This window comes from Tessaracoccus aquimaris (genome assembly GCF_001997345.1).
In the GTDB taxonomy this organism is placed as follows: Bacteria; Actinomycetota; Actinomycetes; order Propionibacteriales; family Propionibacteriaceae; genus Arachnia; species Arachnia aquimaris.
In genome coordinates, this window is record NZ_CP019606.1 from 3,629,655 (window position 1) to 3,645,856 (window position 16,202).

Here is a 16,202-nt window from a genome sequence, read left to right on the forward strand (position 1 = left end):
AATGAATCCAGAACAAGCCCGGTGGTTCGCGGAGAACTTCGCCAATGTGGTGGGCAACGTCGAGCGCGTCATCATGGGCAAGCCGGAGGCCATCCGGCTCGCCGTGACGTGCATGCTCGCCGAGGGGCATCTGCTCCTCGAGGACTACCCCGGCACCGGAAAGACGACGCTCGCGCGCGCCATCGCGCAGTCGGTGCAGGGCACCAACTCGCGCATCCAGTTCACCCCCGACCTGCTCCCCTCCGACGTGACGGGCGTGACGATCTACGACCAGAAGACCGGCGAGTTCGAGTTCCACCAGGGCCCGATCTTCGCCTCGATCGTGCTGGCGGACGAGATCAACCGCGCCTCCCCGAAGACACAGTCGGCGCTGCTCGAGGTGATGGAGGAGTCCCGCGTCACCGTCGACGGCCAGTCCTACAACGTCGGCCAGCCGTTCATGGTGATCGCGACCCAGAACCCCATCGAGCAGGCGGGCACCTACCGGCTGCCCGAGGCGCAGTTGGACCGCTTCCTGATGAAGACCACCCTCGGCTACCCCGATCACGAGGCCACCATGCGGATCCTCGCGACGGGCGGAAGCCGGCCGCGCTCGACGGCGCTGCCCGCCGTCATCTCCACCTCCCAGGTCGCCGAGATGAGCCAGTTGGCCGCCTCGGTGCACATCGAGTCGTCGGTCTTCGACTACATCGCCCGGCTCACCGCCGCGACCCGCACGCTCGACGACGTCCGGCTCGGCGTGTCGATCCGCGGCGCGCTTGCCCTGGTCCGTGCCTCGCGCGTGTGGGCCGCCTCGCTCGGCCGCCACTTCGTCGTCCCTGACGACATCAAGATGCTCGCCATCGCCTGCCTTGCGCACCGCCTGATCCTCGACCCCGAGGCCGAGTTCAACGGCGTGCAGGCCGTCGACGTGATGGCCGAGGTCGTCGGCTCCGTTCCTCCGCCGACCGAGCGCCAGCCCGCTTGATGTCCACCGCCGTCGAGCCACGCTGGGAGGCCCCGGAAGCCGTCGATCCGCCGACGACCCAGGGCCTCCGGAGCGCGTACGCCCGCCTGTGCGACGTGACGGGAATCCGCACCGCAGGTTGGATCGCGCTGCTCGGCGGCGCCGCGAGCCTCGCTCTCGGCCTCGTGTTCGGCTGGCTCGAGTTCAGCGTCGTCGGCATCCTTGCCGTCGCGACGCTGGCGCTGTGCGTGCTGTTCACGATCGGCAAGCCGAAGCTCGAGGCCTGGATCCAACTGACGGGCCGCTCGGTCGTCGTCGGGGAGCGGGCAGCCGGCCTGCTGCACGTGCGCAACGCCGCGACCCGACGCAACTGGGGCGCCCGGCTCGACCTCCCCGTCGGGGAGAACAACGCAAGCTTCTCGCTGCCCAGCCTGCGCGCGGGCGAGATCACAAGCGAGGAGTTCCGGATCCCGACGTCGCGCCGTGGCCTGATCACCGTCGGCCCCGCCCGCTCGGTGCAGGGCGACCCGTTCGCGCTGACCGGCCGCGAGACCCGCTGGACCGAGGAACTCGAACTCTACGTCCACCCCGTCACGGTGTCGCTGCCCGGCAGGCAGACCGGCTTCGTGCACGACCTGGAGGGGCACGCCAGCTCGCACCTGTCGTCCTCCGACATGAACTTCCACGCGCTCCGCCCCTACGTCGCGGGCGACGACCGCCGCCACGTCCACTGGCGCTCGACCGCCCGCACCGGGCGACTGATGGTGCGCCAGTTCGAGGAGTCGCGGATGTCGCGGGTCGCCGTCTGCCTCGACACCGGCCGCTCCGCCTATCTCGACGAGGAGGAGTTCGAGCTCGGCGTCTCCGCCGCCGGCTCCGTCGCGCTCCAGACCCTCTACTCCGAGTCCCCGCTCGCGCTGCTCACCTCCCGCGAGACCCTGGTCGCCGTCACGCCCGGCCGCACCCTCGACGAGCTGTCGCTCGTCCAGCTCACCACCCGCGGCGGGATCGCCGACCTGGTGCACTCCACCATCCGACGCGCCCCGAACTCGTCGGTGGTGTTCGTCGTGACCGGCTCGAGCACCAGCCTCGCGACCCTGCGGCAGGCGTGCGGGCGCTTCGACGTCGACGCGCGGGTCGTCGGGGTCCGGATCGCGTCAGGCGCCGAGCTGCGGGTCCGGTCGGCGGGCAACGTCACCGCGGTGCAGCTCGGCCGGTTGGAGGACCTGCCCCGGGCGATGCGAAAGGCGATGGAATGAGCGGGGCGAGGCGTGGGGTGTCCGCGGTCGACAACAGCTCCTTCGCGACCACCACGCCCAAGGGGAAGGCGCTCTGGCTCGGCGTCGACGCAGCGGCGCTGCTCGCGCTGCTGGCCCTGACCGCGCTCGCGTTCTTCCCCGTCTACGGCACCGGCTGGCTGTTCGTGACCGTGCTCGGATTCGGGGCGGTCGGCATCGGCCTCGCGGTGCTCTCGACGCTGCGCAGGTTCGGCGTCGCCGTCACGGCCGCGCTCGCGCTGCTCGCCTGGTTCCTGTTCGGCGGACTCCTCGCGATGCCGTCGTCGACGGTCGCCGCCGTGGTGCCGACGCCCCGCACGCTCTTCGGGCTGCTTGTCGGTCCCGTGACGGCGTGGCGGGACATGCTGACGCTCGACCCGCCGATCGGCGAGACCTTCAACCTGCTCACCGTGCCTGGCCTGATCGGGCTGGTCGCAGGGCTGACGGGCATGCTGGTCTCGCTGCGCTCCCGGCTTCCGATGCTCGCCTGGATCCCGCCCGCCGTCGGCTACCTGATCGGCGTGCTCGTCGGCTCGCAGGTCGCGTTCCGGCCCGTCGTGGTCGGCGTCGGGTTCTTCCTTGTCGTGCTGATCTGGACGACGTACCGGCGCTTCCTGGTGCGCGGCTCGCTGTCGAGCGCCACGGGCAGGTTCCGCCCGCTGCGGGCCCTGCTCGCTGCCGCGACGCTCGCGGTCGCCGGGCTGCTCGCGGCGACGCTGGTGCCGCTGATCGCTGGCGCCGCACAGCGTGACACGATCCGCGCCGCCATCGAGCCGCCCATCGACCTGCAGCAGTATTCCTCGCCGCTGCAGGCCTACCGCGCCAACATCACGGAGCACCGCGAGGACACCCTGATGACGGTGGTCGGCGCGCAGAAGGACGAGATCCTGCGGGTCGCGACCCTCGACCGCTACGACGGGCTGAGCTACGACGTGTCCTCCCTGGATGACAGCGCCGTCGATGCCACCACCTTCACCCGCGTCGGCCAGTGGATCGCCGACGACACGGACGGCACCCCGGTCGACGCCACCGTCACGCTCAAGGACTACCGGTCGGCGTGGACCCCCACCATCGGGCGCACCACGAGCATCGAGTTCCACGGGTCGCGCCGCATCGCGCTCGGGGAGAACTTCTTCTACAACCGCTCGTCCGGCACTGGCATCGACACCGCCGTCCTGCAGGGCGGCGACAGTTACTCGCTGCAGGCCGTGATCCCCGAACGGCCTGACGACGCCAAGATCGCCGCGGCGCACGCGGGCACGTACTCGCTGCCCGCGAGCAGCAACGTGCCCGAGATCGTGCTCAGCCGGGCGCAGGCCATCGCGGGTGACGAGGCGACCGCGGGCTCGGCCGCCCTCAAACTCGAGGCGGCGCTTCGGGAGGGCTACTTCAGCCACGGGCAGGCCGACGAGGCCGAGTCGCTGCCCGGCCACTCGGAGCGAAGGCTCATCACCTTGTTCGAGTCGCAGAACCTGGTCGGCGACCACGAGCAGTACGCCGTCGCGATGGCGCTGATGGCACGCGAACTCGGCATGCCCGCCCGCGTCATCTACGGCTACCGCGTCGGCGGCACCCAGACCATCTCCGGCGCCCAGGTCGGCGCGTGGACGGAGGTGTTGCTCGACGACCTTGGCTGGGTGACGTTCGACCCGACTCCGCCCGAGGATCGGATCCTCCCCAAGGACGAGGAGCACAAGCCGCCGGAGCAGCAGCCCTTCGTCGAGAACCCGCCCCCGCCGCCGTTGCGCCCTGAGGTGCCCCCGCCGGACGACCAGGTGCCGATCGCGACGGGCGACGCACCCGAGGACCAGAACCAGATTGACTGGGCGCGGGTGGGGGCGGTGGCGCTGCTGACCGGCATCCCGCTGCTGACCATCGTGTTGCCGATCGTGCTGATCGTCGGCCTCAAGGCCAGACGCAGGTCGCGCCGCAGGAACGATCCCGTCGTCGCGAACCGGATCGCGGGGGCGTGGTCCGAACTGGTCGACAGGGCCCGCGACGTCGGCAGGTCGCCCTCGGTGTCTGCGACCCGCTCCGAGCAGGCGGAGGCCTTCAAGGAGGACTTCCGCAACCTGCGCGACGCCAGCGACCCGATCTCCCTTGCGAAGGAGGCCGACTGGCTCGTCTTCGCGCCCGGGGAGCCGAGCGAGGGCCGCGCGAAGGACTACTGGGCAGCCACGTCCCCGGTGAAGCGGGGCATGCGGCGCTCCGTGAACTGGCTGCGCTGGGTCGTGTCGCACCTGTCGACCAAATCCTTCCGACGGATTCGTTGAGGACCGGGCCTGGTTAGGGTGGTCCCATGACAGCGCCGCAGCCGTACGTCACCTTCCCGGGCAACGCGAGGGAGGCGCTGACGTTCTACGCGTCGGTGTTCGGAGGCCGGGCGGAGATGTACACGCTCGCCGAGTTCAACCGCACCGACGGCCCGCCCGAGGCGATCGCGCACGGCGAGGTCGACGGCCCGGTGCGAATCGGCGGCTCCGACGCGGCGCCCGGGCAGCCGGGCGTCTCGATGCATGGGCTGATGCTCGCCCTCCTCGGCACGGCCGAGCCGGAGGTCCTGCACCGCTGGTTCGACGCGCTCGCCGACGGCGGGACCGTGGTCGACCCGCTCGGGCCGAAGCCGTGGGGTGCCTCGGACGGGCAGGTGATCGACCGGTTCGGGCTGCACTGGCTGATCGGCTACGAGGGGCAGCAGTGACGGCGAACTGAGGCGCTCCTGCGAACCACTCGGCGGTAGGCTGGGCCGCTGTACCTGAACCTCTGGAGGAGGAAGCACGTGAGTCGACTGATTCCGCGTGGCGTGGTCGTCGCCGGCCTGGGCAAACGGTTCCTTGCCGCGCTGATCGACGCCCTGCCGATCGTGCTCGTCTACGTCGTCGCCTTCCTGCTGTTCCGCGGCACCGTCTCCTCCGCGGCCACCGGGCTCATCATCATCATCGGCGCGGCTGTGTTGACCGCCGGCTATGCGCTGTACCAGTGGTGGGCCTACGCGACGCGCGGCGCGGGCATCGGCGCCCGCATGATGGGCCTGCGGTTGGTCTCCCTGAAGGACGGTGAGCCGATCGGCTGGTGGCGCTTCTTCCTGCGTCAACTCGTCTTCGGGGCGCTGATGGGCACCGGCGTCGGTGGCATCGCGCTGCTGATCTTCCTCGTCATCCATGAGCGCCGCCAGGGGTGGCACGACATGGTCGGCGGGTCGGTGATGGTTGAGCCGAAGCACACCGAGGCGAAGTCGACGGCGCAGACCCGCAAGCCCGCCGCCACCAGCACCGTCGGCCTCCCGCCGCATCTGGCAAGCACGTTCAGCCCGCAGGCTGGGACGTCGACGCAGTGGGGCGGCGAGCAGCAGGCTGCGGCCCCCGACTGGCTGCCCGGCGTCCAGTCCGAGCCGCTGCAACCGCAGCAGGCCCCCAGCAGCAGTGGCAGGCGCAGCAGCCTCAGCAGCCGATGGGACAGCCCTCGGGGTCCCAGGCGCCGTGGCAGCCGCCGTCGGGTGGCGGTTGGTCGCCCGCACCTCAGCAGGCTCCCCAGCAGCAGGGACCCCAGCAGCAGGGCCCCCAGACTGGCCAGCAGCAGTGGGGTCAGCCGGCTCAGCAGCCGCCCGCCGAATGGCAGCCCGCCCCACAGTCGTCGGCCCCGGGCGCCCCGATGCCGCAGCAGTGGAGCGCCCCGGAGCCCGAGCAGCAGCCTCTGGTGTCCCCGACGCGCCCGCAGCAGAACTGGATCCCGATCCCGTCCGCCTCCTCCGTCATCGAGCCGTCCCGCAAGGTGCGGGTCCGACCGCGCGACTTCGGCGAGGTCGACGACGATGAGGGCACCCGCATCGCGAAGCTCCCCCGGCCGGGCAGCGGGAAGGCGACGAGGGCTGGTACGTCCGCCTCGACGACGGCCGCGAGGTCGAACTGAGCGTGATCGTGCTACTCGGCCGCAACCCGCACAAGGGCCAGGAGGACCCGGAAGAGGTGCACCTGGTGCCCGCGTCAGGCGACGGCCGGATGATCTCGCGCACCCACGTACTGATCGGCACCGACCCGCGTGGCGTCTACGTCGTCGACCGTGGCTCCACCAACGGGACCGCGCTGGTCGCGAGCGGTGGAGAGTTGGAGCCGTGCCCGCCCGGCACGCAGGTCCGCGTCCGCGAGGGCCAGCAGGTGTCCTACGGCAACCGCTGGTTCACGGTGCTGAGGCGCCCCGCGATCTGACTCAGATCTGGGTGCGGTGGAAGTTCAGGTGTGAGCGCGACGGCGTCGGCCCGCGCTGCCCCTGGTAGCGGGAGCCGTACTGCGAGGAGCCGTACGGATGCTCCGCCGGGGAGCTCAACTGGAAGAAGCACATCTGGCCGATCTTCATGCCCGGCCACAGCTTCACGGGAAGGGTCGCCATGTTCGACAGTTCGAGCGTGACGTGGCCCGAGAACCCGGGGTCGATGAAACCCGCGGTCGAGTGCGTGAGCAGCCCGAGGCGGCCAAGGGAGGACTTGCCCTCGAGGCGCGCCGCGACGGAGGGGCCGAGCGAGACCTTCTCATAGGTGGAACCGAGCACGAACTCGCCGGGGTGCAGCACGAACGCCTCCTCGGCGTCGACCTCGATCATCCTGGTCAGCTCCGGCTGCTCGATCGACGGGTCGATCGACGGGTACTTGTGGTTCTCGAAGACGCGGAAGAACTTGTCGAGCCGCACGTCGACGCTCGACGGCTGCACCATCCCCGGCTCCCAGGGGTCGAGACCGATCTCGCCGGCGGAGACATGGGCAAGGATGTCGCGGTCGCTCAACAGCATGACGGCAGCCTAGCGGCAGCGCCGTTGGTTGAGCCATGTCGAGCGCGGAGCGGGAGACATCGATCGCGACGTCGCGAGGCCCGCTGGTTGAGCCATGTCGGGCGCGGAGCGGTCGCACGCAGTCTGTCGCCGTCGGCGAGGCCCGCTGGTTGAGCCATGTCGGGCGCGGAGCGGTCGACATCGGTCGAAACCTCGTGACATCTCCGGGGTCGTCCCCAACCACCTACCGGTATGGCAAGCCGCGAGGAGGTCGGCGAAGAGAGGGGTATGCCATGTGTCTACATACTCCAGTGCTCCGACGGATCGTTCTACGTGGGATCGACGCGCGACCTCGCGCAGCGGTTGACGCAGCACCACGAAGGCAAGGGCGCCGCCTACACGCGACGCAGGAGACCCGTGACTCTGGTCTGGGCGATGGAGCTCGAACGCGTCGATGAGGCCTACTACCTGGAGAAGCAGGTGCAGGGCTGGGGTCGCGAGAAGCGGATCGCCTTGATCGAGGGACGGTTTGAGGACCTGCCCGCGCTGGCGCGCAAGGGCCGTCAGGCTGGGGCGGCAGAACTCTCACCCGAGTTCAGGGCGCGAGCACCCCTGGAGCCGTGACGCCCGCTGGTTGAGCCATGTCGGGCGCGGAGCGGTCGACATCGGTCGAAACCTCGTGCGGTTCGCAGGGAGCCCGTTCCCCGAGCTCGTCGAGGGGTCCGATTGTGGTCGGGTGTGCTGGTTGAGCCATGTCGGGCGCGGAGCGGTCGACATCGGTCGAAACCTCGTGAGATGCCCGGGGTCTGGGGTCGAGTCTCTGCGTGGGTGAGAGTGGGTTTCGACGCGAGCTGCGCCGCTTCGCGCCTTGGCGCGGCTCAACCAGCAGCGGCTCAGTAGTCGCCGTCGTCCACTGCTGATTCGTCGCCGTCTGCGCCGTCGAGGACGGAGCCGCTGCCCGAGAGGCCGAGGCGCGTCGCGCCGGCCTCGACCATCGCGTTGGCGGTCGCGTAGTCGCGGATGCCTCCGCTTGCCTTGATGCCGAGCCGGCCGCCGACCGTCTCGTTCATCAGTTCGACCGCGTGCACGCTCGCGCCGCCCGCGGGGTGGAAGCCGGTCGAGGTCTTGACGAAGTCGGCGCCTGCGGCCTCCGAGGCCTTGCACGCCGCGACGATCTCGTCGTCGGTCAGGGCTGCAGACTCGATGATGACCTTCAGCAGGCCGGTGGTCGCCTCGCGGACCGCCCGGATCTCCTCCTCGACGAGGTCCGCGCGACCCTCCTTCAGGAGGCCGATGTTGATCACCATGTCGACCTCGTCCGCGCCGAGGCGCGACGACTCGGCAGCCTCGAAGGCCTTGGCCGCTGCGGTGTGGTTGCCGGACGGGAAGCCGCACACCGTTGCGACCTTCACGTCACCGAGATCGTCGGTGATGGGAAGCATCGACGGCGACACGCACACCGAGTAGGTGCCGAGCTCGCGGGCCTCTTCGATCAGCTTCGACACCTGTTCGTGCGTGGCGTCGGTCTTGAGGAGGGTGTGATCGATCATCTGGGCGAGCGCCGAGCGCGTGATCTCCATGGTGGTCCTTTCCTGGTTACCACTGCATCGTAGCGGCGCTCACGCGTGCCCGGAGGCGGGAGAACGGGTCGCAACGGCCACCTGCCCGTCGAGCGGCAGCAGCACCCGGAACGTGGTCAGGCCCGGCCGCGAGGCCACCTCCGCTGTACCGCCCCAACTCTCGACCATCGCCTTGACGATCGCCAGGCCGAGGCCCGTCGACTGGGCCGAGGTGTGCGCCCGTGCCGCGTCGGCCTTGGTGAACCGCTCGAACACCCGGGGGAGGGTCTCGGGCGCGATGCCTGGACCGTCGTCGGAGACCTCGATGACGGCGCGTCCGTCGTCGACGTGCACCCCTGCCTGCACCGACGTGCCGGGGGGCGTGTGGGTGCGCGCGTTGGAGAGCAGGTTGACCATCACCTGATGCAGTTGGTCCGGGTCGGCGAGAACGGTGACCTCCGAGTTCGGCACGTCAAGCAGCCAGCGGTGGTCCCCGCTGGCCGCCTGCGCGTCGGAGACGGCATTGACAAGCACCTCGACGGCGTCGACCGGCACCGGTGCGACCTTGGCGTCCGAGTCGAGCCGCGCCAACAGCAACAGGTCGTTGACGAGCTTCGACATCCGCGTCGACTCCGACTCGATGCGCCCCATGGCGAACTGCGCGTCGTCGTGGCCGGGCGCCCGCTGCGCGAGTTCGGCGTATCCGCGGATCGCGGCGAGCGGGTTGCGCAGTTCGTGCGACGCGTCGGCCACGAACCGGCGGAGCTTCGTCTCGGAGGCCTCGCGGGAGGTGAGCGCGTTCTCCACGTTGGCGAGCATGTGGTTGAAGGCCGACCCGAGCCGAGTCACCTCGTTGTTCTCCGGCAGGTCGCTGACCTCGACCCGTGGCACCTCGACGGCGCCGCGTTCCAGTTCGAGGCGGCTCACATCGTCCGCCGTGACGGTCAACTGCACCAGCTTGCGGGTCGCCCGGTGCAGCACCTCGCGCGTGACGAACGCGGTCGCCGCGAGCGCAATGAGCGACACCCCCGCCGCGAACGTGGTCAGCCATAGCAGCGAACGGTCGATGTTGCTGGTCGGCAGCCCGAAGGCCACCTTCCCGAACGGCGACTGGAACGCCTGCACCCGGTACTTGCCGAGGTTCTGCAGCCCGACGCTGTGGGTCTGCCCATCGGGGTCGACGTTGTAGATGTCGATGACGTCCTGCTTGGTCAGTTGCGGGGAGTCGACCCCGCGCTCCTTGAGGATGCTGCCGACGATGCGGCCCTCGACCTGGGCGACGATCACGGTGCCAGGCGGGTTGCCGGGCGAGTTCACGCTTGCCAGCGCGTCGTCAGGGCCGCCCCCGCCGCCTCGGCCTTGGCGCTGCTGGACCAGCATCAGGTCGCGGTCGAGCTGCCCGTACAGCACGAAGCGGGCCGACAGCACGGTGCCGAGGCAGATCAGGAGCGCCATCACGGCGACGGTCAGGACGATCTTTGGCTGGACCTGAGAGGCGAGCGAGCCCTTGCGGTCGCCTGTGCTCATGACCCCGCCGGGCGGAGCACGTATCCGGCGCCGCGCATCGTGTGGATCATCGGCTCGCGGTTGGCGTCGATCTTCTTGCGCAGGTACGAGATGTACAACTCGACGACGTTGGCCTGGCCGCCGAAGTCGTAGTTCCACACCCGGTCCAGGATCTGCGCCTTCGACAGCACCCGCTTCGGGTTGCGCATCAGGAAGCGCAGCAGTTCGAACTCGGTGGCTGTCAGGTGCACCTGCTCGCCGGCGCGGGTGACCTCGTGCGAGTCCTCGTCGAGGATCAGGTCGCCGACCACGATCTGGGTGTCGGGGCGCACGGTGGTGGCTCCCGAGCGCCGCAGCAGGCCGCGCAGCCGGGCGATGACCTCCTCCAGCGAGAAGGGCTTGGTGACGTAGTCGTCGCCACCCGCGGTGAGGCCGGCGATCCTGTCGGTGACGCCGTCCTTCGCGGTCAGGAAGATCACGGGCACGTCGGGCTGCTCGGTGCGGATCCGGCGCATCACCTCCATGCCGTCGAAGTCCGGAAGCATCATGTCGAGGACAAGGGCGTCGGGGTGCGTCTCGCGCGCCACGCGCACGGCCTCGCCGCCGGAGGCGGCGGTGTGCACGTCCCAGCCCTCGTAGCGCATCGCCATCGACAGCAGTTCGATGAGGCTCGGCTCGTCGTCGACGGTGAGGATCCGGATGGGGGTCCCGTCGGGTCGACTGAGGGGTTCGGTGATGGCCATGACCTACTTTCGCACCCGGGGGCCAGGAAAGGCTATGGGTTAGCTGTGGGAGGGCTGTGAGCTCAGGACTCGTCCTTGATGAGGCGCGGGTCGTCCTCGATGAGCGTCCCCGAGTCGTGCGACGGCCTGATGAACAGGGCGTCGAGGCCGGCGCGTCCGGAGCCGAAGGCCAGCAGCAGAAGGCCGAGCGCCGCGAGGATCGCGTTGTACTCCCAGCCGCCGTCGATGAGATAGAACGCGGCGCCGGACTTCACCGTCAGGATGATCGCGACGTTCATCACGACCATGCCGAGGCCGATCAGCGGAGTGGCGAGGCCGAAGACCAGCAGGGTTCCTCCGATGATCTCGAAGATCACGGTCGCGACCGCCAGACCGTAGGGCGCTGGAAGGCCCGCAGCCTGGAGCAGCGCCTCCTGCTTGTCGAGTCCGATGATCTGCCAGCGCTGCCAGCCGTGCGCCACGAGCACCACGCCCGCGACGATGCGTGCCACGAGCAGCGCGATGTCGCGGACCACCTTCAGGAATGCGTCCACCCTGCTGCCTCCTCGGGCTCTACTGCTTCGGCTCGACGTCCTCGCCTTGCATTAGTTTGCCCGACACACCGGAGCCAAGGCGTTCAAGCGCCAATCTTCCGACCAACTGCTGGTTCGTCACCACCCGCTGCGAGCGTCCGTTGGTGACGAAGGTGAGCGCCCAACTGAGCAGCGTGGTGATGCGTTGCTTGAAGCCTGCGATGTAGAGCAGGTGGAGGAACAGCCACGCGAACCATGCGACGACCCCGGTCAACTGGATCTTGCCGATCTTGGCGACGGCGGAGAACTTCGAGATGGTCGCCATCGAGCCCTTGTCCCGGTAGGCGAAGGGGCCAGGCGGGTCGGTGTGCGCGAGCCGCGCCTTGATGGTCTTCGCGGCGTACCTGGCCTCCTGAATGGCGCCCTGCGCGACCCCGGGGACGTCGTCGACCGCGGCCATGTCGCCGATCACGAACACCTCCGGATGGCCAGGCAGCGTCAGATCGGGCTCCACCACGACCCGGTTCGACCGGTCGAGGGTCGCGCCGCTCTGCTCGGCGAGGACCTCGCCAAGTTCGCTGCCCTTGACGCCTGCCGCCCACACCTTGCAGACCGCCTCGATGCGCTGGGTCGTGCCGTCCTTGGCGCGCACCGTGATGCCCTCCTCGTCGACCTCCGTCACGATCGAGTCGAGCAGCACCTCGACGCCGAGGCGCTCCAGCACCTTCTCCGTCTTCCGGCCCAGCGACTCGCCGAACGGGGGCAGCACCTGGGGCGCGCCGTCGATCAGGACGACTCGCGCCGCGGTCGGGTCGATCGAACGGAACTCGTGGGCGAGCGTCGAGGTCGCCAATTCCCGGATCTGGCCCGCCATCTCGACGCCGGTCGGCCCGGCGCCGACCACGACGAAGGTCAGGAGGCGAGCCCGCTCGACCGGGTCGGTGGTGAACTCGGCGATCTCGAACGACTTCAGGATCCTGGCCCGCAACTCGAGGGCGTCGTCGATCGACTTCATGCCGGGGGCGAAGGTCGCGAAGTGGTCGTTGCCGAAGTACGACTGTCCGGCGCCCGCGGCCACGATCAGCGAGTCGTAGGGGGTCTCGTGGTAGTTGTTGTGGAAGCGCCACTTCACGACCCGGTTGGTCAGGTCGATGTCGTCGACGAGGCCGAGCAGCACCTGGGCGTTGGGCTGGCGGCGCAGGATCTCTCGGGTCGCCGGAGCGATCTCGCCCTCCGACAGCACGCCGGTGGCCACCTGGTAGAGCAGCGGCTGGAAGAGGTGGGTGGTGGTCTTCGCGATCAGCGTGACGTCGACATCGGCGTGCTTGAGGGCCTTCGCGGCGAACAGGCCGCCGAAGCCGGAGCCGATGATCACCACGCGTTGGCGGCTCATGCGAGGCCTCGATGACAGGTGTCGAATCCCATGTTTCAAGCGTAACCCCGCGGTCCGGATTCCCCGGTTCTCGTCCGCGGACGGCAAGATAGGCACACCGACGAACTGAGAGGCGGGGTGCCGGTGAGCGTGCCTGCGTGGCTGAGGACCGACCGCGTCGGCGACCCCGCGCGCCCCTGGCTGTGGGTGCTCGTGGGCCTGTTCGGCGTCGTCATGCTGGTCGGCGGGTTGACGCTCGACCTGCACGGCTTCCTCGAGGTGCGGGCCAGTTGGTGGCGCCCGTTCATCACGCTGCCCGCAACGCTCGTCGTGCTGCTCGCCTGGTGGCAACTCGGGCCGCGCTGGAAGCGCCCGCTGCTGACGGCGGCGCTCTGGAGCCTCCCGATGATGTTCGCGCTGCCCATGCACTCGCGCGACGCCTACGCCTACGCGGCGACGGGGTGGCAGGTCGCTCGCGGCATCGACCCCTATCTGACGCCGCTCGGCGACGCGGGCCCGCCCGGGTTGCTGGTCGGCGTGCACTGGTTCAAGACGACCAGCGTCTACCCGTCGCTGTCGCTCGACCTGTTCGGCCTCGTCGCCCGGGTCACCGGCGGCGACCTGTACTGGACGCTGGTCGGGCTACGACTCCCCAGCGTTCTCGCCCTGCTGATCCTCGCGTTCGTGCTGCCGAGGCTCGCTCGCCGCTTCGGCATCGACCCACGGCTGGCGCTGTGGGCGGGCCTGCTGAACCCGATCATGCTCATCCAGTGGATCGGCGGCGTGCACAACGACGCCCTGATGGTGGCGCTCGGAATCGCCGCCTTCCTCGCCGTGACCGACCTCGGCTGGCGGGGGTGGCGCGGCCTGATCGTCTCAGGCGTGCTGCTTGGCCTCGCGATGGGAGTGAAGCAGTCGGCCGCGCTGTTCGGGCTCGGCGTCGTCGCCGTCGGCTGGGCGGTACGCCGACACTGGGTCGGCGAGGAGCGCTACCGGGGGTGGGCCAGGCTCGCGCTGGTCGCGGTCGTGCCGGGCGCCATCACCGTCGCCACCTTCCTCGTCTCGTCCCTTTCGTGGGGCCTCGGGTGGCGCAACCCGACGGCGGGCAGCCCCGTGGAGGCGACAAGCAACGCGCCACTGTCATGGGTCGCGTCCTTCCTGCGCTACAACCACGTCTTCACGTTCCCCGTCGCCAACTCCCTTGTCAACGCCGTCTCCACGCTGCTGATCGTGGCCGCCGTGTGCTTCGCGTGGGTGAAGGCCGGCCCGCGTGGCGCAGCCATCGGCCGCCCATGGCTGTTCGCCATCGCCGTTCTGGTCGCGTTCACCGTCTTCGGCCCTGCGTTGCAGCCCTGGTACCTGACGTGGGTCATCCCGCTGTACGTGTTCGTGCGGGCGCCCGCCTCCTGGAACCGGGTGTGGCTGGTGCTCGTGATCGCATTCGCGCTGCTGCCGAGCCTGCAGGACATCCTGCCGTCGTACGTGTCGATGCTGATCGTGGCGGTGCCACTCGCGCTCGCCTGGCGGTGGTGGGCGCGGCGCGGCTTCGACCCGCTCCCGAGCAGTGACCCCCGGGCCGACCCCTTGAAGACCGCGGTGTGATGTCCGAGCCTCAGCGTGAGACTAGGTTCGCCGACATGTCCAGCGTCCCATGGCACCAGCGAACCAACGACTGGGCGATCCAGGCCAACGGCCTCGTCAAGCGGTACTCGGGGCGCACCGTGCTCAACGGCCTGAACCTCCACGTCCCCCGCGGCGGCGTGCACGGACTCCTCGGCCCGAACGGGTCGGGCAAGACCACCTCCATCCGCATCCTGCTAGGCCTCGTCCGCGCCAACGGCGGCGAGGCGAAGATCCTCGGCCAGACGGTCCCCAAGGGCCTGACAAGGGTCATCGACGAGGTGGGCGCCATCGTCGAGTCGCCCAAGTTCTCCCCGCGGATGAGTGGAAGGCACAACCTCAACGTTCTCGCCGACTCGATCGGGGCGCCGGCGCGCCGCGTCAGCGAGGTGCTGCTCGAGGTCGGGCTCGCCGCCGACGCCGACCGCCACTTCACGCAGTACTCGCTCGGCATGAAGCAGCGCCTCGCGATCGCCGCGACCCTGTTGAAGCGCCCGTCCGTGCTGATCTTCGACGAGCCGACCAACGGGCTCGACCCAGTGGGCATCCACGACATCCGCACCACCATGCGCGGCCTCGCCGACTCGGGTCGCACGGTGCTCGTCTCCTCCCACATCCTCTCCGAGATCGAGCAGATCGCCGACTCGGTGTCGATCATCGCCGGAGGGAAGGTGGTCGCGGAGGGCAGCATGCAGGACTTCCTCAGCGACGGTGCCCCCCACGTGCGGGTCAGGATCGAACGGGCGCTCGAGGCGACCGACCTGCTCCGCGCCGCTGGCTGGCGGGTCGACGTCGACGAGACGGGGTTGCGGGTCTCCGGCCGGAGCGGGCACCTGCCCGACGCGGCCGTCATCGCGGAGACCCTCGGCATGGCCAACCTGTGGCCTCAGGAACTCACCACCCGACGCGTCAGCCTCGAGCAGGTGTTCCTCCACCTCACCTCGGACGTCGACCTCGGCGCCAGCCAGAGCCGCAGGCGGTGGGCGTCCTGATGTTCGCCAACCTGATGCGCAGCGAGTTGTCCCGGCTGCGCTACCGCCGCAGGGCGTGGGGGAGCCTCATCCTCGTGATGCTCGCGGGCCTCGTGCTCCCGTCGCAGTGGATGGGCAGCATCCGCGAACCGACAGCCGCAGAGGTGACACTCGCGAAGGCGGAACTGGTGCGCGTCCAACTGTTCAACGAGTGCGCCGACTGCACCCTCGCGCAGATGCAGGGGTGGTGGAGCTTCGAACGGGTCGTGCAGGAAGGGATCGGGGCGAGCGCCATCGTGCTCGCGTTCCTCGCGTTCATGATCGTGGTGACCTACGTCGGCGCCGACTTCTCCTCGGGCGCGATGTCGACGCAACTCACCTTCACGCCCCGCCGGATCGTGGTGCTGTCGGCACGCGCCCTCGCCTGCGGCGTGCTCGGCGCGGTGCTGATGCTGGTCGGCCTCGTGACGGCGACCTCCGTCACGATCATCGGCTACCTGTCCGTCAACGGAAGCGACTCGATCGGGGCGGCGCCCGGGCTGCTCAACGTGATGGTCGGCGGGGCCATCTACGGGTTCCTGATCGGCGTAATCGCCGCGCTGGTGACCTTCATCATCCCCAGCACCCCGTTGGCGATGGCCGCTGCGGTCGTCATCCTGGTCGTCACGGGGCTGGTCGACGACGCCAGTTTCACCCCGTTGAGCAAGGCGGCGCTGCACATGATGCCGATGCGCAACGGCAACGCCGTGATCCTCGGCGAGCACGTCGTCGAGAGATACAACCAGGTGACCGATGTCACCATCACCCGGGCCGACGGGTTGGTGTTCCACCTGGTCGTGATCCTCGCGCTGTTCGCGCTGGCCGCCTTCCTGTTCGAGCGCCGCGACATCAAGGGCTGACGGCGCCGGAACGAGCCAGGGCAGCGCCGCCGGCCG

At 69.7% G+C, this 16,202-nt stretch carries 16 protein-coding genes and 1 pseudogene; 11 read left to right on the forward strand and 6 right to left on the reverse strand.

Annotation, left to right across the window (positions count from 1 at the left end):
* Position 1: 1 nt before the first annotated feature.
* From BW730_RS16475 to BW730_RS16505, 7 genes and pseudogenes are all read left to right on the forward strand, one after another.
* Positions 2-967, forward strand: coding sequence for an AAA family ATPase (locus BW730_RS16475; RefSeq protein WP_077687216.1), 966 nt, complete (start codon positions 2-4; stop codon positions 965-967).
* On the forward strand, positions 967-2,205 hold the full coding sequence (locus BW730_RS16480) for a DUF58 domain-containing protein (RefSeq protein WP_145952935.1): 1,239 nt from the start codon (positions 967-969) through the stop codon (positions 2,203-2,205). Before BW730_RS16475 ends, BW730_RS16480 begins: the two co-directional genes overlap by 1 nt.
* Positions 2,202-4,496, forward strand: coding sequence for a transglutaminase-like domain-containing protein (locus tag BW730_RS16485; protein ID WP_145952936.1), 2,295 nt, complete (start codon positions 2,202-2,204; stop codon positions 4,494-4,496). Before BW730_RS16480 ends, BW730_RS16485 begins: the two co-directional genes overlap by 4 nt.
* 26 nt (positions 4,497-4,522) lie before the next feature.
* Positions 4,523-4,924, forward strand: a complete 402-nt coding sequence (locus BW730_RS16490; protein WP_077687219.1) for a VOC family protein — start codon at positions 4,523-4,525, stop codon at positions 4,922-4,924.
* Between the two features lie 162 nt (positions 4,925-5,086).
* A pseudogene (locus BW730_RS20440) lies at positions 5,087-5,359 on the forward strand (RDD family protein); the annotation flags it as partial.
* 314 nt (positions 5,360-5,673) lie between these two features.
* Positions 5,674-6,132 (forward strand): hypothetical protein, encoded by a 459-nt coding sequence (locus BW730_RS18330; RefSeq protein WP_145952937.1) that lies wholly within the window; start codon positions 5,674-5,676, stop codon positions 6,130-6,132.
* A 2-nt stretch (positions 6,133-6,134) separates the two neighbouring features.
* On the forward strand, positions 6,135-6,428 hold the full coding sequence (locus BW730_RS16505; RefSeq protein WP_158522713.1) for an FHA domain-containing protein: 294 nt from the start codon (positions 6,135-6,137) through the stop codon (positions 6,426-6,428).
* 1 nt (position 6,429) lies between these two features.
* Here BW730_RS16505 and dcd read toward each other — a convergent pair whose 3' ends face one another.
* Positions 6,430-7,005, reverse strand: coding sequence for a dCTP deaminase (dcd, locus tag BW730_RS16510; protein WP_077687222.1), 576 nt, complete (start codon positions 7,003-7,005; stop codon positions 6,430-6,432).
* 267 nt (positions 7,006-7,272) lie between these two features.
* Between dcd and BW730_RS16515 the strand changes: the two genes are divergently transcribed.
* Positions 7,273-7,608: a GIY-YIG nuclease family protein gene (locus BW730_RS16515; RefSeq protein WP_077687223.1), complete on the forward strand. Its 336-nt coding sequence runs from the start codon at positions 7,273-7,275 to the stop codon at positions 7,606-7,608.
* Between the two features lie 269 nt (positions 7,609-7,877).
* Here the strand turns inward: BW730_RS16515 and deoC are convergent, their stop codons facing one another.
* The 5 genes from deoC to BW730_RS16540 all read right to left on the reverse strand — a co-directional run bounded on the left by deoC (position 7,878) and on the right by BW730_RS16540 (position 12,697).
* Entirely contained in the window at positions 7,878-8,564 is a 687-nt protein-coding gene (deoC, locus tag BW730_RS16520) for a deoxyribose-phosphate aldolase (RefSeq protein WP_077687224.1), read from the reverse strand.
* Positions 8,565-8,603: 39 nt separating this feature from the next.
* On the reverse strand, positions 8,604-10,070 hold the full coding sequence (locus tag BW730_RS16525; RefSeq protein WP_077687225.1) for a sensor histidine kinase: 1,467 nt from the start codon (positions 10,068-10,070) through the stop codon (positions 8,604-8,606).
* A complete protein-coding gene (locus BW730_RS16530; protein ID WP_077687226.1) occupies positions 10,067-10,792 on the reverse strand; it encodes a response regulator transcription factor in 726 nt (241 codons plus the stop codon). Before BW730_RS16530 ends, BW730_RS16525 begins: the two co-directional genes overlap by 4 nt.
* Positions 10,793-10,854: 62 nt before the next feature.
* On the reverse strand, positions 10,855-11,325 hold the full coding sequence (locus BW730_RS16535) for a DoxX family protein (RefSeq protein ID WP_077687227.1): 471 nt from the start codon (positions 11,323-11,325) through the stop codon (positions 10,855-10,857).
* 19 nt (positions 11,326-11,344) lie between these two features.
* Entirely contained in the window at positions 11,345-12,697 is a 1,353-nt protein-coding gene (locus BW730_RS16540) for an NAD(P)/FAD-dependent oxidoreductase (protein ID WP_077687228.1), read from the reverse strand.
* Between the two features lie 123 nt (positions 12,698-12,820).
* Between BW730_RS16540 and mptB the strand changes: the two genes are divergently transcribed.
* From mptB to BW730_RS16555, 3 genes are read left to right on the forward strand one after another with little or no spacing between them, the layout of a single operon-like run.
* Complete coding sequence (gene mptB / locus BW730_RS16545; RefSeq protein ID WP_145952938.1) at positions 12,821-14,278, forward strand: polyprenol phosphomannose-dependent alpha 1,6 mannosyltransferase MptB; 1,458 nt, start codon at positions 12,821-12,823, stop codon at positions 14,276-14,278.
* Between the two features lie 35 nt (positions 14,279-14,313).
* On the forward strand, positions 14,314-15,288 hold the full coding sequence (locus BW730_RS16550; protein ID WP_145952939.1) for an ATP-binding cassette domain-containing protein: 975 nt from the start codon (positions 14,314-14,316) through the stop codon (positions 15,286-15,288).
* Complete coding sequence (locus BW730_RS16555) at positions 15,288-16,166, forward strand: ABC transporter permease subunit (protein ID WP_145952940.1); 879 nt, start codon at positions 15,288-15,290, stop codon at positions 16,164-16,166. The genes BW730_RS16550 and BW730_RS16555 overlap by 1 nt, the downstream gene beginning before the upstream one ends.
* The last annotated feature ends 36 nt before the right edge of the window (positions 16,167-16,202 follow it).

Coding starts and splice junctions, on each gene's coding strand:
- BW730_RS16475 (WP_077687216.1), top strand. CDS start 2: ATGAATCCAGAACAAGCCCGGTGGTTCGCGGAGAACTTCGCCAATGTG.
- BW730_RS16480 (WP_145952935.1), top strand. CDS start 967: ATGTCCACCGCCGTCGAGCCACGCTGGGAGGCCCCGGAAGCCGTCGAT.
- BW730_RS16485 (WP_145952936.1), top strand. CDS start 2,202: ATGAGCGGGGCGAGGCGTGGGGTGTCCGCGGTCGACAACAGCTCCTTC.
- BW730_RS16490 (WP_077687219.1), top strand. CDS start 4,523: ATGACAGCGCCGCAGCCGTACGTCACCTTCCCGGGCAACGCGAGGGAG.
- BW730_RS18330 (WP_145952937.1), top strand. CDS start 5,674: ATGGGACAGCCCTCGGGGTCCCAGGCGCCGTGGCAGCCGCCGTCGGGT.
- dcd (WP_077687222.1), bottom strand. CDS start 7,005: ATGCTGTTGAGCGACCGCGACATCCTTGCCCATGTCTCCGCCGGCGAG.
- BW730_RS16515 (WP_077687223.1), top strand. CDS start 7,273: ATGCCATGTGTCTACATACTCCAGTGCTCCGACGGATCGTTCTACGTG.
- deoC (WP_077687224.1), bottom strand. CDS start 8,564: ATGGAGATCACGCGCTCGGCGCTCGCCCAGATGATCGATCACACCCTC.
- BW730_RS16525 (WP_077687225.1), bottom strand. CDS start 10,070: ATGAGCACAGGCGACCGCAAGGGCTCGCTCGCCTCTCAGGTCCAGCCA.
- BW730_RS16530 (WP_077687226.1), bottom strand. CDS start 10,792: ATGGCCATCACCGAACCCCTCAGTCGACCCGACGGGACCCCCATCCGG.
- BW730_RS16540 (WP_077687228.1), bottom strand. CDS start 12,697: ATGAGCCGCCAACGCGTGGTGATCATCGGCTCCGGCTTCGGCGGCCTG.
- BW730_RS16550 (WP_145952939.1), top strand. CDS start 14,314: ATGTCCAGCGTCCCATGGCACCAGCGAACCAACGACTGGGCGATCCAG.
- BW730_RS16555 (WP_145952940.1), top strand. CDS start 15,288: ATGTTCGCCAACCTGATGCGCAGCGAGTTGTCCCGGCTGCGCTACCGC.